The sequence below is a fragment of the Terriglobales bacterium genome, assembly GCA_035561515.1.
Lineage (GTDB): Bacteria > Acidobacteriota > Terriglobia > Terriglobales > Acidobacteriaceae > DATMXP01.
Genome location: DATMXP010000020.1, coordinates 51,725 through 74,995 on the forward strand (window position 1 = coordinate 51,725; position 23,271 = coordinate 74,995).

The window sequence follows — 23,271 nt, forward strand, 5'->3', positions numbered from 1 at the left end:
GCATCTTTCGCTACCGTTAACATGTGGAACACAAAGCGCCGCAGGAATCGGGGCCACTCGATGCTGCTACCGAATCTCCTAACAAACGCACAGCATTACTCGCCCCGACGAGCGCCGTCGGGTCCTTTGACTGGACCATACGTCGCCTGGGCGCTTCGGTAGTGTTGCTGATCATCTTGAGGATGCTGGTAATCACCCACAATTACGACATGTGGGGAATCTTCCATTACTATCTCGGGGCTAAGTACTTTCCTCAGGTTGGATACACTTCACTTTACTCATGTGCTTTAGAGGCGGATGATGAAGCCGGTGGTGCGAATCGATACTGGGTACATCAGGTTAGGGATCTTAGTTCTTACCGAATCATCCCAAGAGCGAACGTTTCACCGTGTCCCCGGTCGAATTTCAATACGCAAGAGTGGCAAACATTCACCACGGACTTCGAACAGACCGCCGAACTCTCCAACCCCGCAGTACTAGGGACTGCTTTTACCGATAAGGGCTTTAATCCTCCGCCATCGTGGGTTTTGGTCGCTAAACCTTTTGTTACGGCAGTTGGGGCACTCCACGGCCGTGCAAACACTGTGATCTTCAATCTTGATTTGATCGCCTTCGCGATCGGGATCTTCCTGGTGTGGCATAGTGCCGGTACCTTCTCCGCACTGCTGTCTGCTTCTTTAGCTGTCTTCTACTTCGGCAATTTCGGGCATATCGGTGGCAACTTCCTCCAGTATCTTTGGTTCCCGTTTCTGGTTGCTGCCGTCGTTTTATGGAGAGTCCAAAAGCCGCTCCTCTCCGGAACCGCTCTGGGCGTTGCAGTTGGACTCCAAGCATTTCCCATATTCTTTGCTTTACCGCTGCTGGCACAGGGTGCGATTAGGATTCTCCGGGGTTTCCCCAGGGAAAAGTGGTCCCAACACCGTATGTTTGCAATTGGCTTGGCAATAGTTCTGCTCGCCAGTTTTGGCGCCGGTTGCTGTGCTGGAAGAGGGGTAGCCGGATGGCGAGAATGGAAGGACAAGATTTCCGTTCATAGGCACTACCTTGATGGGGAGATCTTCAACGTCGGACTGCCGAACCTTACGGCTACACTTCTGAAAGGAAACGAGTCATCCGCGACAAACTACGTAACAGACTACCCAAACACTGTAGCGCGTCTAAACGCTCTGAAGTCGAGTGGATGGATCTATGGTTTAGCAGGTCTAAGTTTGCTCGCTGTGATCGTGTGGAGAGTTGGCACGTCAGAAACTTCCGACGTTTTTGCATACGGCTTCCTCGTCATGTACGCAGTCACGAGTTCCTCGCCGTACTATTACTTCTCTCTCGTTCTTATTCCGTTCATGTTCTGGAACTCGCCGGTATTGAGGAACTACGCCACTATCGGAGCAACAGTGCTGGTTGCCGGCCACGCCCTGTTCTTCCCTATTTATGTCTCCTTTAGCTATGTGCCACATTTGCTGAGCGAACTGTCCATCGCTCTATTCCTGATTGGCGCACTTGTGTTTCCGGCGGTCGAAGCAAGTTCCTCGAAGGAATCCGCCATCCCACCGAAGACTGGACCGGAGTTGCAGCCGGAAGAGGCTTTCGACTGAACAACTCTAATTTGACTGTTTCCTAATCGAGGAAGACTGGACTCCTTTGAAGAGTCCACAGAGGCGGAATCGATACCACTTGCAGCTGTTTCTTCGCCTGCTTGTAAGTGACACAAAAGAAATGGCTCCTCAGGTAGGACTCGAACCTACAACCCTCCGGTTAACAGGGGGATTCGGCCAGCGGCGGGAAGCGACGGGATATCGAAGGATACCGGAGGATCAATGATTTACCGATTCCCTTTTGTTCCGTTTTGGTTGGTTTTGTTTCCAGTTCTCGCACATTCTCACGGACACTTTTCAGGGTTGACGGACAGTCAGATTTTGCTAGATTTTCGCTCTTTAAACTAAACGGCCCCGTCCGGTGTTACTAGCATCGAACGAGGCCTGAGCGGTTACGTGGATATGCACGCAACGCGCCTCCGCTCATTCTCTCACCTTGCGTGCCTCCGGCCAAAGGAGGCCGAACACGATGGCAAAGACGAGAGCAGCAAAGAAAGAAGTTGTGAATGCCGATGGGAAGTGGATTTGTTCGTTTCTCTTCTCGACGTACGGCAGAGAATACTCAGCAAAGCGAACCGATGAATCGCTCCGCAGCAACGTTGAATTCACCGTTTACGGGCTAGACATGAAAGCGCCGGTTGATTGCCGTCCCACCGATCAGCAGTTATTTGATCGCTTGCAGGAGTTGGGACGCATCTCTCAAGACGAATTCTCGAACCGGACAAACTATCCAGGGATGGTTGCGATTACCGGCATTGAGTACGACCCTGAATATAAAGAAATAACCCTTAGGTTTTCCGATGCTGGAGAAGACTCTCGCCCTCCGGTTCTAAAGGGAGTTGTCAGCGAAAAACAGCTGATTCAGGTTCTCTTGGGCCTACAGAAGAAGTAAAAAGCTGGGATAGCGAACCTTCGGGGTGAGTCTAGACCAATTTGGTCACATGACTCACAAACAGGCGGGCGATTATGCCCGCCTTTCATTGTTTGGTACATCAATCGCCAAGTTCGTGGAGCTTCATAGCCTCGCGCTTCGGTTGCTTGCGCTCAACGAGCAGGGTCATCAAACTATTAATTGTCGCTTCAAACGTCTGATTCACGGGGCGGAAACATTCGGGTGCCAACGCTGCTCCCCCCAAAATCTTCTTAAACCGCCTCGCAACTTCCAGTTCCGGGTCAATGACCCAAACGTTTCTTGGAACCACCGGACCGATACTTCCCAATGCATAGAAATACCGAAAGAACTCGTCGGTCGGCGGAAGCGAATAGCCGATTATAAAAATGTTTTCGGCCTCCGAGAGGTGGCGCGCAGCTCGCTGCCACACCGTTTCCAATTCCAGATGATATTTGCCCTTGTTCCAAGTTGGCGGAGCAATGACTGGCCTGCTTTGAATTGGAGTTTCACAGTGTTGCAATTTGCACAAAAGTTTGCTCGTTTCTATCGGTATGTAGTCGAGGTTGAGGAAGTAGTCCCACGCCAACTGATTCATCGTGAACGGTACAATCTCTTGGCACTTTTCGGTGTTTGAGCACCTTCCCCAATTCAATGACCCGTGTAATTTGAGAAGTTCAAGTCTGTCGTCTCCGCTCTTGATCCGCGACAAACCGTAGTCGATTGGTATCTTTTTGAAGTGACACGCATAGTCAAGAGCTACATCGTAATTGAACGTCAGAACGCTTACGTGCTGCCATGAGTTGTTATTACTCTGCCAGATCGCGATGAGCAGTTCCGCGAATCTCTTGTATGTTGCAGGGGGCGTGGGGTATCGGCTGCTCTCAACGCGATAGCGAATACTCTTCTCGATAGCCGTAGAGATTAGAATCTCCATCGCTTCCCGAAGTGTTGATATGTGTTTTGCATCTAGCGGGCCGAGCGATCCGAGTAGTTGCGCCATCTCAAATATTCCAAAGAGTGACTCTACGTTGTGAATATCGACATGCGCTTTTGGATAAACGGAAAGCAGTTCGGCTCTCGCCTTCAAAACCAACCGAATTGCCTCTTTGCTCTCAGGTTCAAGATCGGGCTTACGCAAGAGGTCTTCCGCCCTTGGGACGAAATCCTTCATCAGGGGTGCGCCACAATCCATCGATGCACCCGCACCTAGCACGAAAACCGTTTTGCTCATATCGCTGGGTAGGCATTATATGAAGTGCGCGTTAGAAGCTAAACCGAAAAGGATGCGCCGAACCTTCGTCACCAATCCCGCCAGTTAGCTACCACCCCCATTGCGGTTGCGACGTGTCCCCGTCTGAACTGAAGGGAAACGCGAACGATTGGCCAATTCTGCCATGTTCCGTTTTCGTAACAGACACTTGAAATCGCAGCTATCTCCGTCGTTGAGGTGTATCGTGGTGCGGCTACTTACAATTCCCTCGGAGCAAACGACGATATGCCCTGGAATGGTTCAACTGGTTTTCAATACACTCAGCCCAGCGTGCTAACGAATGCGCCCGCCGCGTCTGGTATATATGTCCTCTACAATGCTGGTGACAACATCTATGTTGGAGAATCCGGCAACCATCCGTGATCGGCTGTTACAACACCTAGCGAACGAAACAAACGCCTGCGTGCAAGGGGCTAATCCTCAGTGGTTCGCTTACGAATTGGCAGCGGCGAATGCGCGGGTGCAACGACAGAATCAGTTGATTCTGGAACTTGGGGCGCGCTGCAACCAGAGGCTAGGCTAGCGCCAACGCCGTCAATCTTCCCGCTGAATCGATTGAAGTACACATCAACGCCGTTAACGGTCACGAGCGTGTACATCTCCAATCGTTTGACGGTAACGTGTGCTCCGATGGCATGTGATCTATAGTCACACTCCCTAACGAAACATGGCACTCCTGCTAGGTTCGCCAGTTTGCCTAGGTACAGTTTTACCAGAGATAGGTTGGCCCACCACACCTGCATTATGATGCCCGTTTCCCCTGCAAAGGTGCGCTCATTACGATCACAGCCAAAACATAGTCATGGTGGCATTTTGCAGACTAGGTGTTGCGAACGTCAAAGCAGAGGCTATGATGTTGCGTTTCATTTCTGTTCCATGCCTTCCATGTAATCGGTTATGGCCGGAATGCTCTTCGGTGCTTCGATAATCACAACACCGTTCGGCCCATCTGGTTGCCACATACATAGGTCCCTGCGGGAACCAAGTAACTTCGCAGACTGCACCGCCCTGTCCTGGCCATCAATGATGTTCTGATGGAGACGCTTGTTGATGATTTCCTGTTCCTGCTGTTGCGTTAGATTTGGGGCGTTAAGAAGTTTCTTGGCTTCCTGGTCCTTAGCAGCCGCAAGAGCACCACTGAGGGAGCCTCGCTGTGATACCAAGGCCCAACCCTTACGCGACTGCAACTCCGAAATCCCGAGTTCTACGAGGGCTGTTTTCAGTGGAATCTCACCGCGATCTGCCCGCCCCAGAAGTTCTATTGCACGCGGGTCAATGGGATTTTCGGGTTTAAGCTGCGGTTCGCGCTTTTTCTTCATATTCCTTCCTTCGGATTCAACCCTCCGGATTCGTCTGACCGAAACAGCGACACAGACACCGGACTCTGTTCGTTGCCGGGAACCGGCGCTCCGTCTTTTAGGTGACGCAGGTCCTCCATCGGCATTGAATACTCTTCATAGGATTCGGAACGCTGTGGCCGCCCCTCAACAAGGTTTTTTAACTCATGCATTGGCATGTCCTTTAAATCATCGTGCTCGGCAACCTGCGGACGGCCTTCTGCGACGTTCTTCAATTGTTCAAGTGGCATGGTGTTCGGGTTGGTATCAAGTACAGGCGCGTTAGGCGTGTAGCGGTTCTGGTATCTCGCCAGCGCATGAGCCGTGATCAACTCATCTACAGTCGGCGTTTCGCGCGTGAGGTAGTTAGCGAGTGCCCGTGCGTTCTCCGGGGTATCGGCATAATCGGGACACAACTGCCGAAACTCCGCAAACGTCTGCTTAAGTTGCTGCTGAACTGGCGACATCTGCGGGGGTTCTTGTGCCTGCTGCATCGCTTTTTTTAACTCGGCTAGCGGCATTCTGTGCGGGTCCATTAGTAGCCTCCCCGCTGTACTGCCTGACGGAGTTCATTTATGGGCATCTTCCATGCATCCGGTTCGCTCGCAGTCGGCGACATGTTGCTAGGCATAACCGGCGGTGCGGGCCGAGGTGGAAGAGGATCGACTCGCGGTGCGGGTTGTGCTTCTCCGGTGTAAACAGCTAACGCCCATGCATTCAGCAAGTCTTGCGAAGTAGGCAAACTGTTCGGCTGCGGATTCAGGTACTTGAGAACCGCCTGCATGTTCTGCGGTGTTTCCATGTAGTCCTGACATGAGCGCTGAAAGTCCAGATAGGTCGTCTCGAGTTGAAAATTGCGCGTGACCGTTTGAATGTCGTTAATGACGTTGGGTAGCGCATCAACAGGAACGTTAAGTACCTGCGCTAATGCCTGCTCCCCGACGTTCTTTGCAACTTCCGGCGTGAACTGCGACGAGAAGAAATCCTGAGAGAATTCCTGTGCGAGCTGGTGTTCCTGCTCTGGCGTAAGTTCGGGCGCGAAAACGGGCTGCTGTGGCATTGACGGAGAGGGTAGGTTGATGTCGCCCTTCTTCCATGCCTCATACTTATTCTTGAATTCGTTCAGTTGTCGAATGTATCGCGACTGATGCGCCTTGCTTTCCGCAAGCCGCCCCCATGCTTCGGATTCGGATTTTCCCTTGTAGACCTCTCCTGTTTCGAGATGGATCTGAACTCCATCCGGGCCGTTCTTTACTTCGTAAACTGGCTTCGCCTCTTGTGGAGTTTCCGGCGCCTCAAGGACGGCCCGATTTGCGGCAAACGCTGCGCTCTTCAGTTCGTCCATCGGCATCGCGAATGCTGCCGTGTGTTCTTCTTGCGTTACAGAATTCTGAATCTCGGGAGTCGTTGGCGTTGTACTCACTGGTTGTCCTCGCTGTTTGCAGCCGCCCCGAGCGAATTCACATAGAACTGGACGCGGGCTGCTGCCTGCTTTCTGTTAAGCGCCCCTTTCGAGGCAAGGTGTAGGTTGATTGCGATCTTCGATTTGATGGACGGATGATCAAGAACGGCCTTCATTACGCCAGCAACCGCAGCGGCCTTGTTGCTTCCGGTGATTGCCTTTCCGGCTGTCGCGGACATCGCGGTTCCGAGGCTTACTTTCTGGTGATTTGTCACGCGCTGAACCGCCCGCTCTAACTCAGGTTCGAGGTTGAGCAGTGCCGATTCCCGCGCATTCAGTGGGTCTATCTCGGGAAATGCCTGCGAAAGTTCTTCGCGGATTCCTCGAGCTATGGCTTTCTGCGATTCTTTGGCTGCTGTGCTTAGATCGCCGTATTCATCGGCAAGCTTGCGATAGGTTCCCTGCTTGATGCGCTGTGCTTCCATTGCTGGCATGTTCTGCACGGTACGAACTTCGCCAGGTCCTGCGGGTGCAAAGCCTCCACCTTCGTCGGCAAGCCGAATTTTTGTGTAAGGCTGAACTTGTGTGTGCTGGTTGAGAAATTCCCGTTTCGATGATGCAAGCGCATTTAAGTCTGCCTCTGGGTTCGCCTGTTCACGGAATCGGGGGTTCAGATCGTCCACTCGGGAAGCGACTCTCTTCGTGTTGACTTCAACGCCTGCGGTATTTCCTTCCTGAAGCCGAGCAGTCACTTTGCTGTTCAGGTCATCCACTAAACTCCACAAGCGTTCGACGCCAGCCGCCGAAATTGGAATCTCGTTAGTTAGCCCGGTGCGCACCATCGCCTGTGTCTCTGGAATCGACAGCGACGTTGAAGGTTTCAGAGAACTTTTGTAGAGGTTCTCCGCAGCCGGTTGGAGCCGGTTCGAAATCACTTTGGGTAAGTCAATCCCTACCTGTGTTCTCGGACTGGCTCCACCAGCCACCGCACCAGCCACCGCCGAACCTGCTAGTAACGCATTCTGGATGTTCTCGGCGCTCGGTTCGTTGATGGCCCGCCGAATCAAGCCGGGGCCTTCCGTACCGATGCCGGTTAAATCTGCCGTTCCTTGTGTGGCGAAATAAGCTGCTGGAATCGTTGGGTTAATCGCACCAGCCGCAACCGCAGCCGCCGTCTTAGGGTCCATGAGCGCCAGCGCTGCCTTATCAACCGCAGCCGCCGTTTCCGGCACAGCCGACAAAACGCCATGACCGAAGCGCTTGAGATACGTTGCGCCCTTCGCTAATGCTCCCTGCGCTTTGGCCGTCATCTGCTCGCCTTCCGGCCCGCGATACAGGTTCTGTTGACGTTGCGCTTCGCCCTGTAGGTCAGTGATGCGCTTTTGGAGGTATCCTGTCGGGTCACCGAGTAGAGACGGCCCCTCGCCTGCGTTCTCCCGCTCAAACTCAGTTGGTTGACTGTTCAAGAGCAGGCTGATTTTCCGCAAACGAGGGTCGCTCGCCGGCAGACTCTGCGCGATCTGTTGAAGATCCTGAATGTCCTGTGCCGACAATGCCTCTGGCATTTACTTAACTCCTATAATCCGGTTCGTCTTGGGGTCACGGATGATCTCCACACCGCCCGCCGGAGATTCGTTCCAGAGGCCGTCATACAGTTGGGAGTAATCCGTCAAATACTCCGCGCCGTCCGAGTTGCCGGTAATCTTGTTAATGCGTCGTGCGAAATCGGAGTGCATCCTTTTCGCCTGACTGCGGGAAATGGATAGCTTCTGGTCAAGAATGCGGAGAAAGTCCTGCTTTACATTGTCGGGAAGGAAACCGCCTTCCGGCCTCAGATAGCCATTGAACTTCGCCAGAGCACCGGCAAAAATGTTGCCCGACTTGGATGCCGTATCGTACTCGGACTCACGCACTACCGAAGTCGGGTCCAGGCCCTTCATAAACTCGTACACAACCGCCAGATCGCCGGGGCCGCCTACCTTACCCGTGACAACCTGCCTAACGGTCTGTGCCTTGTTAACCTGCTCGTTGTACGCCTTGATTACAGGGTTCGAGTCGAACTGTGTGGCGAGCGTGTTGACCTTCGCAAGTTGCGTCGGAGTGAGTCCTTCGTTGTTTGCGGACTGTCTGAGGTTGAACGATGTGGCTACATTGAGCGTTTTCTGCTTCTCATAAGCCTTCATCCATGACTCTTCGGCCTTACTGACACCTTCACCCCGAAGTTTCTTGGCATACAAATCGAGATACTGCTGGTCAAGCTGGCCCGCTGTCGGCGCTTTATCTTTCACCGCATTGCGGACGGAGATGAGTTGCTGAACCGATTCGTCCTGATTTGGATCACGGCCCGCCTTCATCGCGACTTTCGCTAAACGGGTAATCTCCTGGTCAAGGGTTTCACCACGGTCCTGAGAATTGATAAGCGCTGTCAGAGAATTAGCCGAAATGTTTCGACCCGCCAATTCGGGGTAGCCAACCGAATGCGCAAGCGCAACGGGAATCGGTATAAAACCGCCAGTCACCCTGTATTGGTCGTTTAGCTCTTTCTGGTGAGCAAGTGTGCCGAGCATGATATTTCCGTCGTTGTCATACATCGGCTTTCCGTTGGCGGGATCAATCAGCATCGTCGGCTTGCTCTGCTGACGTTCCGCCTCGCTTTGTGCGTTGTAATACTCGGTTCGCGCCTTGCGTTCGGCTTGCTGGGTTTCGTTCTCGATTCCAGCATGGGCCATCATCGCTTGCCCTGCACCGACTCTGAAGCTATTGAAGATGTCACGGAGAGCGGTGCGGAGGGTTTGTTTGGTTGGCGGGTCGGGAACAATCTGACCCGTAGCCGAGGAGATATCGGAACCGGGAGTGTAGGTCGGCGCTAAACCATTACGTCCGATGTACTCCGCTGATTCGTCTATCGACTGAAAGCGAGTCGGGTCCTCTGTGTCCTGTGCAACAAGGCTGGCAATCGTCGGAATTGCGCTCATTACGCCTCTCTCTCTTGCAGAACCTTCAGAAGTTCATTTTCTTTAAGGATCAACGCGATGGTCTCACCGATAGAACGGGATTCTGTTTCCGCACGTTCCTTTATCCGCTGATGGTCTTGCGGCGAGAGCTTTGCGATCAACTGTACCCGTGGGGTGCTCATACTTTCGCCTTCCTTTCGCCATTAATACTAAGCGAATAGAATGCGAAAGTCAACTTATATTAACTAAATTTCATTAACTATGGTTAACTAACGGGAAGGGGCGTTTTTACTGATCTTGGCGAGCGTGGAGCCGTACACATTCACGGAGATAGGCGGGGGGTGACCCTGCCCCGCCCCTCGAATGGGTCCCATCCCGGATCTTTGGCCCCAGGACCATTCGTCCGGCGGTTCCGATGCCTCACAGGGCCAATGCTACCCCAGGGGGCATCTGTTAGCGGCAGGGGTGAGGCCCGCGCGTTTGGTTGTCAACCGGAAGTGCGGCTATAAGTGTCGCCTTATCTACGGCCCGTTGCGAGCTGTCCGCACAATGTACGCTAGTTCGATGTGCTCCAGCACAATGGCCGCTAAGAGCTTGGACGCAAACCCCGTTTCTTTGTCGATACGGTCTTGTAGGTGAACTCGGCAAAGGTGCAGGTTGTTACCCGCACCAGTCGCATCGATGCCGATAACTGATTCAGCGCCACAGTCATCGCAGTTATGACGCTCGAAGTATCCAAACAGATCGGTGTTCCCCTTGCGCAGTCGAGTGATGTCACGCTCTAGAGGTTTCATGGCCGGAGAACTGTATCCCGAGCGCTAATCGTGTCGCAAGGTGGCTTGAACTATCGACGGGCGGGGCGCACAATAGGCCATAATGGTGGATGAGGTTTCGTGGTGGGGCTGGCTAGTGACAACCGTTATAGCTTGGTTCGTCACGGTCATCATTGATTCCGACAAGAGTTTCTTTACGAAGGTTGGCGCAGGACTAGCGACCATCGTTCTCTTCGTAATCACCGTCGTGCGGCTTGTACGTTGGGCGTGGGAAGGCTAAGGGGCCGCTATGCGTCGTAAGCACAACTCTCCCCCTGTCGAGCCGGTTACCTACTCATGCCCGAAGTGTGGGTATGCTATGCCGCCCTCCGAATTGGTTAGGAATAGCAACGGTGAGCCGATCTGTTGCGCGTGTGGGCAAGCATTCACCCCGAAGAGGCTTGTAACCGGCGAGGACCATACGTCGTGATACCATACCGCCTTCACGCAAACACAGATGCGTGACAGCGAATTGCCCCGCAGCTAAAAGCGGGGCGTTTTTCTTGTTTGTGGGGTGATTTCCCCTTTATAGCGCTGTCGTGCGCTCGCGAGCCGACACTTCCCTATTTCTCACCCCATCTAACAGCCAAACGCAACCTAATATTGCAATGGGCCTATTCTCTTCCGTCGATAGTCACGATCACCCGTCAGAATCACCCCCTCTGATGTAGACCTGATGATAGGTGATGACAACTGCCCTGTTGGAACTGTCATCACCGCGCGCGCGAACAGTGAACTTAAAGGAAACCCCGTGTGTATGAATAACTTACGGTTCAATTGTCATCACTTAGCATCACTCCATCATCAAGGCATCGTTTGTGATGTTCTCTCCCCCACGCGAGAGCGTGATGACAGCAGTTTTAGTGCTTCTTCTTCCGTCCGCGTTGCGGCTTCCGTCGCCGTGCGTTCACTTCGTCGCGATGGTCTTCCACCCATTGACTCTGTTTTCGCGATCGCATCTCTTCGCCACAAGGTACGGAGCAATACTTGTCTCTGCTGAATGACTTCACGAAGTACCGGGCACACTCTGGTTTCTCGCAACGGTGAAGCATCTTCCGTTTGTTCACGATGGTCAGTGCCATTACATCTAGCAGGTGTCGCGGTACCGGCTCCCACCTACCACGCTCGAAGTTTGTGCGAATAGTCGGCCTGTCGATTGGACCGCGTGACTCGAATATCTGATCCAGCGACTCGTTCACCGCCTCAACTTGTGACGGCGTGAGTCTTCCCCACGCATTTCGAAGCACAGTTGCCCAGGTTAAAACGTCTGCGATCTCGGTTTCAGGCTCCAAAGCGGCTGGCCTGGGTAACAGAGGGCCGTAGCGGGCAATGAATTGTTGCGCTTCCTTAAGAGCGGGCCACTGTTCCAGTGGCTTAATCGCGTTGAATGTTCCCGATTGCACTGGGAGGTTCACAAGGTCGGAGAGTATCTTCTCCCTTCCCCATCGGCTAATTGCTTTCGCGGTCTGCTGGTCCATAGTCCTCTGCATGACAGTAGCGACATTGCTTAGTGACTAACCATGTACATTGGTTGCGACATTAGCTATTGTCGTACTGTTGGTTATTTATATAGCACAACCGACGGGTGAATGGAAGGAGCAACATGCAGGAGACAGTCAGCACAGCCGAAGCCGCAACTATTCGCGGTGTTTCGCTGGTCGTGATCTACCGAGAAATCGCAACGAAAAAGCTCACCGCCATTCGAGCTGATGGGAAGTGGCGCATTCCGATGGAAGCGCTAAACCGCCGTATCGAGCAGGTAGCCGAATGGAAGAGGCTAGCGGGCAACCGGTAATGGAACTCCCTGTCAATATCGAAGCGGAACGCACGGTGTTAGGCGCGAATCTTTTGCGCAACGAACTCACGGGCCTCTGCGCTGAGTCGGGCCTGCGCCCCGATCACTTCAGCCTAAGCACGAACGGGGAGATATATGGGGTTCAACTTCGCCTGCACAACGAAGGACGGCCATTTGATACCTGTCTGCTGCTGGAAGAGATGGATGTCGCGAAAGCCGGGGGCTTTGACTATCTGTCCGACTTAACACGCGATGTAGTGCTACTTGAATCACACGTCCTGCAACGTTGCCGAGTGCTGATTCTCAAATCGAAGCTGCGGAAGGTTGTGGCAGTTACCGCAGAACTCCAAGCCGCAGCATGTGAGCTAGGTGCGAAGCCTGAAGTGATCATCAAGGAAACAATAGAGAAGCTGAACGCGATTCTTGAGGACTAATAGTGAATACAGAGGACTGCGCCTTCAAAAAGGAAGGCGACAACAAGGCAGAGGAAAAACAAACGGCAAGGCCCGATATGCCAGATGACGTGCTGGACGGCAGACTAGGCCAATTATGCGCAACCCGCTTGCGCCACTTTCCCCGCGCTTACTCGTTCGGTGCGGTAGTGACCACAATCGGCGCTCTGGTACCGCGTATTGATAATCCGCCGATCCGCCCGAACTTGTTTTGGTGCGCAGTGGGCGACAAAGGGTCTGGCAAAAGCCAAAGCCTTGATACGACATTTCGCCTTGTTGAGATGCAGCCGCCAACGTTGCTTGAGGCAAAGTTCGGAAGCGCAGAGGGAATGGCTGAACAGTTGAAGGATACGGGTTCTGATTCCGTTCGCCTTCTGTCTGTCGATGAACTCGGTCACATGCTTGCGAAGTGTGCGATTCAGAGTTCGAGCTTCCCCTATGTGCTGAACAGCGCCTTTTATAAAGACGAGCAAATAGGCGGTTCAAAGAAACAACAGTTCTCAGTTAATTGCCGCATCTCTCTTGTTGGAGGGTTGGTTGAAGAACTTTTCGGTGATGCCTTTGGACTAGCGACAACGGGTGGGCTGTATGACCGTTTTCTATTCGGCCTATGTCCCTCGCCCTATCAGTACCTCTATCGCCCGTTCGAAGGTCCAACCGTCAAACTATCGCCTGCGGTGCCGCGTATCGCTTCGAATGTCTGGGATGAACGTGACCAGTGGGTTAAGGAAGGGATACCCGCCCGTATTGCTGAACTCGCGTTGCGAGTCGCTTACATCTGCGCAGCAACAGACAGGCGCGAGGTAGTGCAGGCGTCCGACCTAAAACCGGCGATGGCATTCGCTCAGTACCAGGTGCGCGTTCGAAGCGTTCTCGCACCGAACGTTGGCGAGAACCCAGACGCGAAATGCGCAATCAAGATCCGCTCATGGTTGCTAGAGAACGCACGTGGCGGGGCATGGGTCCGCCGTCACGATCTGGACAGAGGCATCAATAGTTACCGTCTTGGCCCCGGAGTGTTCAACCGTTGCTTAAACAATCTCTGGTTCAACGGAGAAATCGAACTAGACGGGAAGGCCAAAGCCGTTCGGCTTATCACGCAGTAGGAGAAGAGATGGCATTCAGGAACGAAGTTATATTGTCGGGAAAAGTACAGGCCGATGTGCAGAAGCGCAGCGAACGAGCGCCCTACAAGTTCGTATTGTGCCAGAGCGGAGGAAAAAAACGGGATTCGGAAGAACGTTGGCCGTCTCATTTCTTCGACATCGTTTGTTGGCCCGAACATTGCGAGGGTCCGCTTACCGAAATCAAGAAGAGTGATTTTGTTGAGGTATGCGGCCGGTTGGCACAACGACAGTTTGAAGACAGCAAGGGTAATAAACGAACCATTATTGAGGTGATCGCCAGCAAGATTGAAGTCGCCGGCGACAATCGAAAGACGCTTACACCGGATTACAACCTAGATATTTCCGATACCGATATTGAGGTCAGCTAATGGAGAACTTAAGGAAAGCCTTGGCGCGAAAACGACTGGAGAACTTAGGGCAAGCGCTGACACGAAAACGCGGAATTCATGCACCCAAACCAATCATTGATCGTATTCGTGAATACGTCAGCAACCCGGCGGTTGTAGAAGGTTCCAACGTTGATGATGCGGTGACGATGTACTTCGGGCTGCCGGAAGTGCTGGCCGATGATCACAAAGTTGAGTGCGCATTCGTTTATTTACAGCGGGGCGGCGAATTCACAGAGGAATAGCGATGGTGGACGAGGACGTTGCAGAAGAACAGAGTTTCGCTACCGATGATGTGCTTCTGACTGAGTTTCTGAGCGAACCGATATCAGAGCGCGTTCTCACTTGTGACCTTTTGGAGTTCTTTCAAAGTTACGTGAATAGCAACTGGCAGGCATAGAAGCAATGCGGACTGAATTGCAGCAAGTTCTAAATGCGGTGCGAGAGATGCAACCGGACCAGGTACCGGAATTGCTTGGTGAACTAGAGGTGATCCGGGCGACGGCAACGATGAAGTTGACAGTGCCCGCCATTGCACCCCACCACGACGAACTACTGAGCGTTGAAGCTGCTGCCGAACGTCTGTCTATGAGCACTGATTACCTGTACCGCAATTCACACAAACTTCCCTTCACCCGTCGCATGGGCCGCAAACTACTCTTCTCTTCTCTCGGTATTAACCAATACATAAACCGGAACAGGCGGTAAAAATGCCTTACTTGCTACTTGCCAACTATATCCATTAATGGATACCATTACTGACATGGCGAAAGAGATCAAAGAACAGACCTGCCAGCGATGCGGATTCAGGTGGTATCCAAGAACACCGGAACCGCCCGCCCGCTGCGCTAATCCGAAATGTCGATCACCTTACTGGAACAAACCAAAGCGAGGTGCGAAATGAGCAGAGGTAATGGCCGCGTATTCACGCGCAAGGGTTCTTCCTATTTTTGGATTGGCTACTATGCGCACGGGAAGGAACAGCGCGAGGTAGCACGTCACGTTCGTACCGGGGATAAGTTGGAAGCGATGGATGACAACCGCCAACAGGCAGAGCGATTCCTTAAGCACCGCTTGGGCGAAGTAGTTGCCGAGAAGCACGGCGGGTATAGCTTCGTCGGACCATCGCAGATGCGAGTGACGGTCGGCGATCTTCTCGATAGCCTCAAATCCGACTTGGAACTTCGCGGCAAGTGGAATGACCGCGTGGATTCCACGGTGAAGAAAGTTCGCGAGAAATTCGGGACGTGGAAGGCTGTCGAGGCTACCAGCGAAGTTGTTGCCGATTGGCAATTGGCGTTACGTGAGGACGAATACCGAGATGCAACCATCAACCGCTTCTGCCAGATCCTCGGGCAAGCCTTCAAACTGGGAATCGAGCGGAAACGAGTTTCAACCGTTCCGATTATCAAGCACCTCAGCGAAGTGGGAAACGAACGCAAGGGGTTCTTCTCTGAATCGGAAATCCGCTCTGTGATTACGCACCTTCCCGATTACCTGAAAGACTTCATCCTGTTCGCGTACATCACTGGAATGCGCCGGGGTGAGATTAAAAGCCTTCGGTGGTCGGATGTACATGAAGACGCGATCACCCTTCGCCCTGAGAACAGCAAGAACGGCGAAGCTCGGACGATCCCGCTAGAGGGTGAGCTAGAGGAACTAATTGAGCGGTGCAAGGAAGCCCGGAAGATCAAACAGAAAGACGGTTCCGTTCTCGTCTCCGAGTACATCTTCCATGACAAAGGACAGGTGATCGGCGAATTTCGCAAGGCATGGGCCACGGCTTGCTGCATGGCCGGAGTTGGCACGCTTGTTTGCCCGTCCTGCGGTGGACAGATTGACGCGAATTACAAGTGCGAGCCATGTGGGAAGGAATACAAGCGCGAACAATTGCGCTACACCGGGCGCATCGTGCATGACCTTCGCCGCTGTGCAGCAAGGAACCTGCTAGCTGCCGGCGTTCCTCAGGCCGTCGCGATGAAGATCACGGGGCACAAAACGGATAGCATGTTCCGCCGGTATGCCATCGTAAGCGTCGATCAACAGCGTGAGGCTTTAAGGGCCGCACAAGTCTATCGGCAACAGCAACAGGAACGCAGTAAAGTTACGCGCATCAACTAGGAGACGGAAGCTAATGCTTTCACATCGAATCCGCCGCGTGCTCAGGATCTATTTTGGATTCCTATTCGCCATCACGGGCGCAACATGGATTTACGTGTGGGCCGCAGACACCTTCAAAGAAATGCGGGGGGATGCAGGCTTTTTCGGGATGGTCGGCTGTTTATTGTTGCCCCTCGGACTAACAATGCTGGTTACGCTATTTCGACCATTCAAGATTAGCGCTTAGGAAGAAGGGCAGTCGTGATACGTACATTTCACGGACAATCCTGTTTTAGAGGTGGAAGGAAAATGCTGCAAGCTACTGAAAAGAATGGCTCCTCAGGTAGGACTCGAACCTACAACCCTCCGGTTAACAGCCGGATGCTCTGCCATTGAGCTACTGAGGAGTGTCGTACAACGCGCCCGAAATGCGCGAGGTCTGATTGTCTGAGCGGACAGGAACTCCTTCCGCTCCCTACTTTTATAAAGCATTATGCCTCGAACGTCAAAGGTTCATAAGCGTCTCCATCGGGTCCACTTATGGAACTTTAGAATCGATTCAATCGCTTTTTTGGATATCGTGCACGAGCACATCCACCCTACTTCACTAAAATCACGCACCCGAAAGCCGACGAACTGCTGTAACCACCGAAATAACCACGTGCGCTACCCCGTGACCGTCGTTCTCTCGCCCCCCATTCAGGTCACTTTCCGAGGTGCCGATGCTCACTGATGCTCCGTTCGTCCAGGCTCATGCTGTATACGGGCATGGAGCAGACCGGACTAAAACGCGATCCTCGTTATTACCGGCGAGTCTGGTTCGGCACCACATTATTTGTGGCTGCCATCTTCGGTGCTCCTTTTGCGTTTTTCTTTCTCATCTTCGATGGCCCACCCGATCTGAAGTACATGATCTTCATCAAAGCCACGCCCAGCATGGTCATTGGCGTCATATTGGCGATCCTTGCTGGACACCGTGCCGTCTGGTTCCTGCACCGGTCCACCGAGCGCATTGCCCGCGCACATGAACTGGCGCAGGTACGCGAGCGCGAACGCGACCTCGCCCAGCAGGAACTGATCAAAAAGCTCCAAGAAGAACGCCAACTCGCACAGATGAAGGTTCAATTCGAAGCGCAGCTCGCGGAGTACGAGAAATACGCCGCATTGGCTCAACTTGCCCTCGGTGCGGCTCATGAAATCAACAATCCCTTGCTGGGAATCCTTTCGCATCTCGAACTCTCGTTGCGCGACGCAAAGACCGAGGAAGACCGCATCGAGATCGAGCAATGCATTGAAGGCACCAAGAGAATCTCGAAGACTATTCGCGGCCTGCTGAACTACACTCGTCCCGATCCCCTGCTGCTAACGCGCATCAACCTGCAACGGCTCGTCGACGATGCATTCAGTTTCCTGGTGCATCAACCTCTATTCCGCGGCATCTCTCTTGAAAAGCAGCTCGCGCGGGATTTGCCCGAAGTCACTGCCGACGCTAACCAGCTTTCTCAAATCCTCATGAACCTGCTGATTAATGCCGCCCAAGCAAGCCCGGATGGCGGCGTCATAACCGTCACAGCGCAAAAGGTGAAGTTCGCGGATTCCATCGAAATCGTCGTGTCGGATACCGGATCCGGCATCGGTGCCGATGTTCTGCCTCACATCTTTGAGCCCTTTTTCACCACCAAGCGCGGTAAAGGTACCGGGCTGGGTCTCAGCATCAGCCAGGCGTACGTTCGCAGTCACGGCGGAGACATCAAGGTCGACAGCTTACCCAATCGGGGAACGAACGTGCGCATTACTCTGCCGCTGCGTCAGGAAGGACGCATCGTAGCGGAACCGGAAGAAGTGATCGTATAGAGATATGGCCTACAGCATTCTTGTCATCGACGATGAAGCTCTAACACTCAGGACCATCAGCCGTGCCCTGCGCGAAGAGGGATTCGATGTCTTCGTGGCCATGAGCGGCGAAGAAGGCTTGAAGGTCCTTGCCGAAGAGCGTCCTGACCTCGCACTGCTTGACGTGGTGCTTCCCGGCATCGACGGAATCGAAGTTCTGCGTCAGATCAAGAAACAGGCGCCGAACACCATCGTCGTCATGATGAGCGCCTATCGCATGGTGGATCGCGCGGTCGAGTCTATGAAGCTTGGCGCGTACGATTACCTGATCAAGCCGTTCCACCTCGCGGATATGGTCAACACCATTCAGCGTGCGAGCGAAATGCTTTCGCTCCGCGTTCGTTTGCGCCAGACCGTTGAAACCAACAAAGGACGTTACGATTTCGGACGTATCGTTACGCGCAACCCACAAATGGCCGCCATGCTGGAAGTCGCTCGTAAAACGGCGGAAATGGATCGCACAACCATTCTGATTCAGGGAGAAAGCGGTACGGGCAAAAGCGTGCTGGCTCGAGCAATCCACTACAACAGCCCGCGCGAGTCCCAGGAACTGCTGGAACTCAACTGCGCTTCCCTGCCGGAAACCTTGCTGGAAAGTGAAATGTTCGGCTACGAGCCGGGCGCCTTCACCGACGCCCGTCGCCGCAAGGAAGGTCTGATCGAGCGGGCCAACGCTGGCACGTTATTCCTCGACGAGATCGGGAACATGTCCGCCAATGTGCAGGCGAAACTGCTTCGCGTGCTCGAGGAAGGATCTTTTATGCGTCTGGGCGGCACAAGGCCGATTAAGGTTGATATCCGCATCATCGCAGCCACGAACGCAAACTTGAAGGAAGATGTTACCAACGAGAAGTTCCGGGAAGACCTTTACTATCGGTTGAACGTCGTTCCGCTTTATATCCCGCCGTTGCGCGATCGCCAGGAAGATATCATGCCTTTGGCGGTGACTATGGTCGAGCGCTACAACAAAGAGCTGAACAAAGCGTTCACGGGATTTACGCCCGCCGCGGCCGAGGTGATGACCAACTACTCGTGGCCCGGAAACATCCGCGAACTGAAGAATGTCATAGAACGGACGATGATTTTGGCGCCCGGAACAATTCTCGCCGCGGAGTACTTGCCCGAGGAAATCCGCGATTACCAACCACCCGCAACGGCGGAACTGCCGTCCTACACGGATTCCCTTCCCGCCGGACAGCAGTTCATGTCACTACGCGATCTCGAGGACCGTTACATTCACGAGGTCCTGGTCGCCACCGGAAATAATAAAGCGCAGGCTGCGCGTATCCTCGGGATTCATCCGACCTCCCTGATGCGGCGCCTCAAGAAGGAGCAGGAGGTAGAGCCTCAGCCTACTTCTTCTTCGGCCTGAACATCTCCCATTCTGCGTCAGTCATCATTTGGCCAACTTGCGTGAATTCTCCCGCGCCTTGAAGCCATTCACCGCCGTCGATTGTCACCACCTCACCGTTCACGTAACCAGATCCGTCCGCAACCAGGTACGCCGCCAGGTTGGCAATCTCCTCCGGAGTGCCGAATCTTCTCAGCGGCACACGGTTCACCGCTAGTCGTTCCAGCTCAGGTTTTGGCAACAGCCGTGAGAAAGCACCTTCTGTCGGCACAGGACCCGGCGCAATGGCATTCATGCGAATTCCACGCGGTCCCCATTCAACTGCCAGGCTGCGCGTCAAAGCCAATACACCCGCTTTTGCTATAGCGGAAGGCACAACATAGGCCGACCCCGATCCGCTCGAGGCATAGCTGGTGACGATATTCACAACTGTCCCGCCAACCTTGTCAGCAAGCCAACGACGGCCACATGCCAGCGTCATATTGATGGTGCCGTTCAGAACAATGCCGATGACAGCATCAAAGGCACGCGGCGAGAGGTCTTCCGTTCGGGCAAGGATATTACCTGCGGCGTTATTGACCAGAATATCGAGCTTACCCAACTTCCAAATCGTCTCTATGACCGACTCGACAGCCTCGCGGTCGCGGACGTCACAAACGTAGTAATCGATCCTGCCTTTCGTCTCTGCCGAGAGTTCCGCCTGCGTCGCCCGGAGCACGTCCTCGCGGCGCCCGCAGATGGAAACTTGCGCCCCCAGTTCCAGATATCGTTTCGCCATCGCTCGGCCAAGGCCGGTACCTCCGCCCGTGATCAGAGCCCTTTTCCCGTGCAACAGATCAGCCTTGAACATGTCTTCTCCTCTTAGCGACACCGCAGGGTAGCAGGCGCAGGTACATTCTCCAAATCGCCTCCACCAAGGCTCGGAGCGCGATATAAGTACACTTAGTGTCTCTTTCGCGCAATTTTTGTGCGCATCCAGCGTGCAACCTTCTTCCGTTGGAATTAGTCACAGGTTTTGACGTTGGTAACGTTGCAAAGCGCACAATCGTTAAACTAGACTTCCCACGTTCTGCTCCAGCCTACCCGCCGGTGTGGATAGTTTCGCAATGTCTGAGCCGAAACCCAGGATTCTCGTCGTTGAAGATGAAGCGGTTGTCCTCCATACGCTGCAACTGATTCTTCGCCAGCACGGCTATGAGGTGAAGGGAGCCCGCGACGGCGCCGAAGCCATGATGCTCGGGCCATCGTTCGATCCACAAATCCTGCTCTGCGACATAAACCTTCCCGACATCGATGGCATCCGCGTTGCCCTTGGATTGACCGAACGAATCCCGAACCTGCGAGTGGTGCTTCTTTCGGGAGAAATTAGCTCGGCTGAGTTGCTCGACGAAGCAGAACGCCATGGCCATTACTTCGAGGTGCTTGCCAAACCGACCGAGCCGCAGCAACTCCTTCGCGTGTTGAGTTCAAAGGCGACAACGCATCGGGATACTGGCGGTATCCATCGGGTGAAGTAGGCCTACCTTTTCCGTAAATCGGAAGCAGCCGCGGCATCAAGCATCCAGATGAGTTTTCCCGAAGTTGGTTGGATCAACTGCGCCGGAAGACGCTCTGGATCACGCTCTCCCTGCACCACTTCTCTCACGACGCCGGCTTTATCGTGGCCCAGCACGAAGATCATAATCGTACGTGACGCATTGATGAGCGGTACCGTCATGGTAATCCGCATCATGTGCACCTCTTCCACGTAGTCGGCGACCACAAGGCGATCATTCTCGCGCAGAGCGGCCTGATGTGGAAACAAAGACGCCGTATGTCCGTTGCTTCCCAACCCTAGGAAGTTGAGGTCGAACTCAGGTAAGCCCGCGTTTCCAACCGGAATTACACGACGGATCTCCTGCTCGTATAGCGTCGCAGCTTCCTGCGCAGGCTTTTCCGTCAGCAAGCGGTGCACTTTGTTCCTGTCCACGGGAACACGGGATAGCATCGCCACATCTGCCATGTGGAAGTTGCTCGCGGCATCCGTTGGTGGAACATATCTCTCATCGCCCCAGAAGAATTCAATCTTCGACCACGCGATCTGGTTTGCCCATTCCGGCGATGCCAGCATCTCGAAAAGCGGTTTCGGCGTGGATCCTCCGGAGAGAGCCACGGTGAACACGCCACGTTCAGCAACCGCAGCCTTCGCCAGATCGACGAATAGCTGCGCCGTATCTTTGTACGCGGCCTGCTTGTCGGAACTGATATGGATCTCTGTTTTCGGCACGGTTCGGTCCTGTCCGATTTATCTCATTAGCGTGTGCCAGTGGCGATGATCACCGCTGATCAGCAGGTGCGACTGCGCGGGGCCCTCGCTGCCTGAGGAGTAATTCGGGAAACCAGGCGCTGGCAACTCAGCCCACGCTTCCTCAATGGGTGTAATGATCTTCCACTCCGCTTCCACTTCGTCCCGGCGCGTGAAGAGCGTTGCGTCACCACGCATCGCATCGAGCAGCAGCGTCTCGTAGGCAACCGGCGTATCCGCCCCGAAGGCTTCACGGTACAGGAAGTCCATTTGCACTGGGATCGTCTTCATCTGCGTGCCTGGGCGCTTCGCTGCAAATCGCATCGCAATTCCCTCATCCGGTTGGATGCGCATCGTGACCACGTTGTGCTCGATCTGCTCATCAGAGGTACTCGCGAACAACGCCTGGGGGGTTCGCTTAAAGTGCACCCGGATTTCCGTCACATGCCGTGGAAGCCGCTTCCCTGTACGGATAAAGAACGGCACTCCGGCCCAGCGCCAGTTGTTTACGTAGAACTCCACGGCCGCGAATGTCTCTGTCAACGACTGAGGGTCCACACCCGGTTCATCGCGATAACCCACCACCGGTTGACCATTAATCGCACCTGCGCCATATTGTCCGCGAACTGTGCGTCGCGCTACCTGCTCGATTGTCATCGGATGAATCGATCGCAGCACCGATACCTTCTGTTCCCGAACGGAATCCGCGTCGAACGCAACCGGCGGCTCCATGGCCGTAAGGGTCAGTAACTGGAGCAGGTGGTTGGCCATCATGTCCCGCAACGCACCGGTCTCTTCGTAGAAAGAAGCGCGGTTCTCCACCCCGAGAGGTTCTGCCGCGGTGATCTCCACGTAGTTGATATAGTTGCGATTCCACACCGGCTCGAAGATCGAGTTGCCGAAGCGAAAGACCAACATGTTCTGAACGGTCTCTTTGCCCAGGTAATGGTCGATGCGGTAAACGTCCTTCTCCTGGAACACCTTCGACACCGTGCAATTCAGCTCTCGAGCACTCGCCAGGTCCCGGCCGAAAGGCTTCTCGAGTACGATGCGCGACCAACCTTTTTCTCGATAATTCAGATGTACGGACCCGAGGCCCTCGACGATCGGTCCAGCCAGCGAAGCGGGAGTCGAAACATAGAACAGGTAATTTGCACTCGACCCGTTCTTTGTCATCTCGTCGAGCTTCTGCTTCAGTTTCGAATAGAACCCACGATCGTTGATGTCGCCGGGCATGTAGTGCAGACGGTTCGCAAACTCACCCCAGCATGTGTCGGTGAAAGCGCGAGTGTCTTTCGCCTTCATCGCCGACTCGTGCATTGCCGTCCGAAACGCGTCGGAGGTCATTTGTGTTCGGGACACGCCAAGAACTTCGAAGTCCGGAGCCATGCAGCCCGCGCAGGCGAGATCGTAGAGCGCCGGCACCAACTTGCGTTTCGTTAAGTCTCCGGAAGCCCCAAAGATAATGAGCAAGCAGGAGTCGGCTTGCGGCAGCGGCGGAACAGTAGCTTTTCCGATTACCGATGGCTGGACAATCGTACTCATCGCTCCCCCCTTTTTGCCAATTTACACGAATCGCACCTCGTTGTGCAGGAACGCAAAAGTAAAAGGGCACCGGCTGCGG

25 protein-coding genes and 1 tRNA gene are annotated in these 23,271 nt (G+C 54.0%); 13 read left to right on the forward strand and 13 right to left on the reverse strand.

What is annotated here, in order from left to right:
* Positions 1 to 23: 23 nt before the first annotated feature.
* Positions 24 to 1,592 carry a hypothetical protein gene (locus tag VN577_08945; protein ID HWR14943.1) on the forward strand — a complete coding sequence of 523 codons (1,569 nt, stop codon included), beginning with the start codon at positions 24 to 26 and terminating at the stop codon, positions 1,590 to 1,592.
* A 469-nt stretch (positions 1,593 to 2,061) separates the two neighbouring features.
* Positions 2,062 to 2,484: a hypothetical protein gene (locus VN577_08950; GenBank protein HWR14944.1), complete on the forward strand. Its 423-nt coding sequence runs from the start codon at positions 2,062 to 2,064 to the stop codon at positions 2,482 to 2,484.
* Between the two features lie 100 nt (positions 2,485 to 2,584).
* Here VN577_08950 and VN577_08955 read toward each other — a convergent pair whose 3' ends face one another.
* From VN577_08955 to VN577_08990, 8 genes are all read right to left on the reverse strand, one after another.
* On the reverse strand, positions 2,585 to 3,715 hold the full coding sequence (locus tag VN577_08955; GenBank protein HWR14945.1) for a hypothetical protein: 1,131 nt from the start codon (positions 3,713 to 3,715) through the stop codon (positions 2,585 to 2,587).
* A gap of 902 nt (positions 3,716 to 4,617) precedes the next feature.
* On the reverse strand, positions 4,618 to 5,073 hold the full coding sequence (locus tag VN577_08960; GenBank protein HWR14946.1) for a hypothetical protein: 456 nt from the start codon (positions 5,071 to 5,073) through the stop codon (positions 4,618 to 4,620).
* Positions 5,070 to 5,627 carry a hypothetical protein gene (locus VN577_08965; GenBank protein ID HWR14947.1) on the reverse strand — a complete coding sequence of 186 codons (558 nt, stop codon included), beginning with the start codon at positions 5,625 to 5,627 and terminating at the stop codon, positions 5,070 to 5,072. Before VN577_08965 ends, VN577_08960 begins: the two co-directional genes overlap by 4 nt.
* On the reverse strand, positions 5,627 to 6,514 hold the full coding sequence (locus tag VN577_08970; GenBank protein ID HWR14948.1) for a PepSY domain-containing protein: 888 nt from the start codon (positions 6,512 to 6,514) through the stop codon (positions 5,627 to 5,629). The genes VN577_08965 and VN577_08970 overlap by 1 nt, the downstream gene beginning before the upstream one ends.
* A complete protein-coding gene (locus VN577_08975; protein HWR14949.1) occupies positions 6,511 to 8,058 on the reverse strand; it encodes a hypothetical protein in 1,548 nt (515 codons plus the stop codon). Before VN577_08975 ends, VN577_08970 begins: the two co-directional genes overlap by 4 nt.
* A complete protein-coding gene (locus tag VN577_08980) occupies positions 8,059 to 9,468 on the reverse strand; it encodes a hypothetical protein (protein HWR14950.1) in 1,410 nt (469 codons plus the stop codon). It lies immediately after the preceding gene.
* On the reverse strand, positions 9,468 to 9,629 hold the full coding sequence (locus VN577_08985; protein HWR14951.1) for a hypothetical protein: 162 nt from the start codon (positions 9,627 to 9,629) through the stop codon (positions 9,468 to 9,470). The genes VN577_08980 and VN577_08985 overlap by 1 nt, the downstream gene beginning before the upstream one ends.
* Before the next feature lie 339 nt (positions 9,630 to 9,968).
* Complete coding sequence (locus VN577_08990) at positions 9,969 to 10,241, reverse strand: hypothetical protein (protein HWR14952.1); 273 nt, start codon at positions 10,239 to 10,241, stop codon at positions 9,969 to 9,971.
* Between the two features lie 115 nt (positions 10,242 to 10,356).
* Between VN577_08990 and VN577_08995 the strand changes: the two genes are divergently transcribed.
* On the forward strand, positions 10,357 to 10,500 hold the full coding sequence (locus VN577_08995) for a hypothetical protein (protein ID HWR14953.1): 144 nt from the start codon (positions 10,357 to 10,359) through the stop codon (positions 10,498 to 10,500).
* Positions 10,501 to 11,119: 619 nt separating this feature from the next.
* Here VN577_08995 and VN577_09000 read toward each other — a convergent pair.
* On the reverse strand, positions 11,120 to 11,737 hold the full coding sequence (locus VN577_09000; protein ID HWR14954.1) for a hypothetical protein: 618 nt from the start codon (positions 11,735 to 11,737) through the stop codon (positions 11,120 to 11,122).
* 125 nt (positions 11,738 to 11,862) lie between these two features.
* Between VN577_09000 and VN577_09005 the strand changes: the two genes are divergently transcribed.
* From VN577_09005 to VN577_09035, 7 genes are all read left to right on the forward strand, one after another.
* Positions 11,863 to 12,054 (forward strand): helix-turn-helix domain-containing protein, encoded by a 192-nt coding sequence (locus VN577_09005; GenBank protein ID HWR14955.1) that lies wholly within the window; start codon positions 11,863 to 11,865, stop codon positions 12,052 to 12,054.
* Positions 12,054 to 12,488 carry a DnaB-like helicase N-terminal domain-containing protein gene (locus VN577_09010; GenBank protein HWR14956.1) on the forward strand — a complete coding sequence of 145 codons (435 nt, stop codon included), beginning with the start codon at positions 12,054 to 12,056 and terminating at the stop codon, positions 12,486 to 12,488. The genes VN577_09005 and VN577_09010 overlap by 1 nt, the downstream gene beginning before the upstream one ends.
* A gap of 2 nt (positions 12,489 to 12,490) precedes the next feature.
* Positions 12,491 to 13,612 carry a hypothetical protein gene (locus VN577_09015; GenBank protein ID HWR14957.1) on the forward strand — a complete coding sequence of 374 codons (1,122 nt, stop codon included), beginning with the start codon at positions 12,491 to 12,493 and terminating at the stop codon, positions 13,610 to 13,612.
* A gap of 8 nt (positions 13,613 to 13,620) precedes the next feature.
* Positions 13,621 to 14,001 carry a single-stranded DNA-binding protein gene (locus VN577_09020; GenBank protein ID HWR14958.1) on the forward strand — a complete coding sequence of 127 codons (381 nt, stop codon included), beginning with the start codon at positions 13,621 to 13,623 and terminating at the stop codon, positions 13,999 to 14,001.
* Between the two features lie 20 nt (positions 14,002 to 14,021).
* Complete coding sequence (locus VN577_09025; protein ID HWR14959.1) at positions 14,022 to 14,264, forward strand: hypothetical protein; 243 nt, start codon at positions 14,022 to 14,024, stop codon at positions 14,262 to 14,264.
* Positions 14,265 to 14,424: 160 nt separating this feature from the next.
* Positions 14,425 to 14,727: a hypothetical protein gene (locus VN577_09030; GenBank protein ID HWR14960.1), complete on the forward strand. Its 303-nt coding sequence runs from the start codon at positions 14,425 to 14,427 to the stop codon at positions 14,725 to 14,727.
* Between the two features lie 192 nt (positions 14,728 to 14,919).
* A complete protein-coding gene (locus tag VN577_09035; GenBank protein ID HWR14961.1) occupies positions 14,920 to 16,140 on the forward strand; it encodes a site-specific integrase in 1,221 nt (406 codons plus the stop codon).
* Positions 16,141 to 16,451: 311 nt separating this feature from the next.
* Here VN577_09035 and VN577_09040 read toward each other — a convergent pair.
* Positions 16,452 to 16,526: transfer RNA gene (locus VN577_09040), tRNA-Asn, on the reverse strand.
* 325 nt (positions 16,527 to 16,851) lie between these two features.
* Here VN577_09040 and VN577_09045 point away from each other — a divergent pair.
* Positions 16,852 to 17,973, forward strand: coding sequence for an ATP-binding protein (locus VN577_09045; protein ID HWR14962.1), 1,122 nt, complete (start codon positions 16,852 to 16,854; stop codon positions 17,971 to 17,973).
* 4 nt (positions 17,974 to 17,977) lie between these two features.
* The gene (locus tag VN577_09050) at positions 17,978 to 19,384 is read left to right on the forward strand and encodes a sigma-54 dependent transcriptional regulator (GenBank protein HWR14963.1); all 1,407 of its coding nucleotides are present in this window, start codon (positions 17,978 to 17,980) and stop codon (positions 19,382 to 19,384) included.
* On the opposite strand, the gene VN577_09055 is transcribed toward VN577_09050, so the two are convergent.
* Positions 19,365 to 20,213 carry an SDR family oxidoreductase gene (locus VN577_09055; GenBank protein HWR14964.1) on the reverse strand — a complete coding sequence of 283 codons (849 nt, stop codon included), beginning with the start codon at positions 20,211 to 20,213 and terminating at the stop codon, positions 19,365 to 19,367. The genes VN577_09050 and VN577_09055 overlap by 20 nt on opposite strands.
* Before the next feature lie 256 nt (positions 20,214 to 20,469).
* On the opposite strand from VN577_09055, the gene VN577_09060 reads away from it, so the two are divergent.
* Entirely contained in the window at positions 20,470 to 20,880 is a 411-nt protein-coding gene (locus VN577_09060; protein ID HWR14965.1) for a response regulator, read from the forward strand.
* 2 nt (positions 20,881 to 20,882) lie between these two features.
* Here the strand turns inward: VN577_09060 and pgl are convergent, their stop codons facing one another.
* Both pgl and zwf read right to left on the reverse strand, forming a co-directional pair.
* Positions 20,883 to 21,629 carry a 6-phosphogluconolactonase gene (gene pgl / locus VN577_09065; GenBank protein ID HWR14966.1) on the reverse strand — a complete coding sequence of 249 codons (747 nt, stop codon included), beginning with the start codon at positions 21,627 to 21,629 and terminating at the stop codon, positions 20,883 to 20,885.
* Positions 21,630 to 21,647: 18 nt separating this feature from the next.
* Entirely contained in the window at positions 21,648 to 23,192 is a 1,545-nt protein-coding gene (zwf, locus tag VN577_09070; GenBank protein HWR14967.1) for a glucose-6-phosphate dehydrogenase, read from the reverse strand.
* Positions 23,193 to 23,271: the final 79 nt, after the last annotated feature.

What these genes read in the sequence shown, in the direction of transcription:
- VN577_08955 (HWR14945.1), bottom strand. Translation starts at nt 3,715, where the DNA reads ATGAGCAAAACGGTTTTCGTGCTAGGTGCGGGTGCATCGATGGATTGT.
- VN577_09045 (HWR14962.1), top strand. Translation starts at nt 16,852, where the DNA reads ATGCTCCGTTCGTCCAGGCTCATGCTGTATACGGGCATGGAGCAGACC.
- VN577_08975 (HWR14949.1), bottom strand. Translation starts at nt 8,058, where the DNA reads ATGCCAGAGGCATTGTCGGCACAGGACATTCAGGATCTTCAACAGATC.
- VN577_09060 (HWR14965.1), top strand. Translation starts at nt 20,470, where the DNA reads ATGTCTGAGCCGAAACCCAGGATTCTCGTCGTTGAAGATGAAGCGGTT.
- VN577_09050 (HWR14963.1), top strand. Translation starts at nt 17,978, where the DNA reads ATGGCCTACAGCATTCTTGTCATCGACGATGAAGCTCTAACACTCAGG.
- VN577_09055 (HWR14964.1), bottom strand. Translation starts at nt 20,213, where the DNA reads ATGTTCAAGGCTGATCTGTTGCACGGGAAAAGGGCTCTGATCACGGGC.
- VN577_08980 (HWR14950.1), bottom strand. Translation starts at nt 9,468, where the DNA reads ATGAGCGCAATTCCGACGATTGCCAGCCTTGTTGCACAGGACACAGAG.
- VN577_09030 (HWR14960.1), top strand. Translation starts at nt 14,425, where the DNA reads ATGCGGACTGAATTGCAGCAAGTTCTAAATGCGGTGCGAGAGATGCAA.
- zwf (HWR14967.1), bottom strand. Translation starts at nt 23,192, where the DNA reads ATGAGTACGATTGTCCAGCCATCGGTAATCGGAAAAGCTACTGTTCCG.
- VN577_08990 (HWR14952.1), bottom strand. Translation starts at nt 10,241, where the DNA reads ATGAAACCTCTAGAGCGTGACATCACTCGACTGCGCAAGGGGAACACC.
- VN577_09020 (HWR14958.1), top strand. Translation starts at nt 13,621, where the DNA reads ATGGCATTCAGGAACGAAGTTATATTGTCGGGAAAAGTACAGGCCGAT.
- VN577_08965 (HWR14947.1), bottom strand. Translation starts at nt 5,627, where the DNA reads ATGGACCCGCACAGAATGCCGCTAGCCGAGTTAAAAAAAGCGATGCAG.
- VN577_09000 (HWR14954.1), bottom strand. Translation starts at nt 11,737, where the DNA reads ATGGACCAGCAGACCGCGAAAGCAATTAGCCGATGGGGAAGGGAGAAG.
- VN577_09005 (HWR14955.1), top strand. Translation starts at nt 11,863, where the DNA reads ATGCAGGAGACAGTCAGCACAGCCGAAGCCGCAACTATTCGCGGTGTT.
- VN577_09035 (HWR14961.1), top strand. Translation starts at nt 14,920, where the DNA reads ATGAGCAGAGGTAATGGCCGCGTATTCACGCGCAAGGGTTCTTCCTAT.
- VN577_08950 (HWR14944.1), top strand. Translation starts at nt 2,062, where the DNA reads ATGGCAAAGACGAGAGCAGCAAAGAAAGAAGTTGTGAATGCCGATGGG.
- VN577_09010 (HWR14956.1), top strand. Translation starts at nt 12,054, where the DNA reads ATGGAACTCCCTGTCAATATCGAAGCGGAACGCACGGTGTTAGGCGCG.
- VN577_08960 (HWR14946.1), bottom strand. Translation starts at nt 5,073, where the DNA reads ATGAAGAAAAAGCGCGAACCGCAGCTTAAACCCGAAAATCCCATTGAC.
- VN577_08985 (HWR14951.1), bottom strand. Translation starts at nt 9,629, where the DNA reads ATGAGCACCCCACGGGTACAGTTGATCGCAAAGCTCTCGCCGCAAGAC.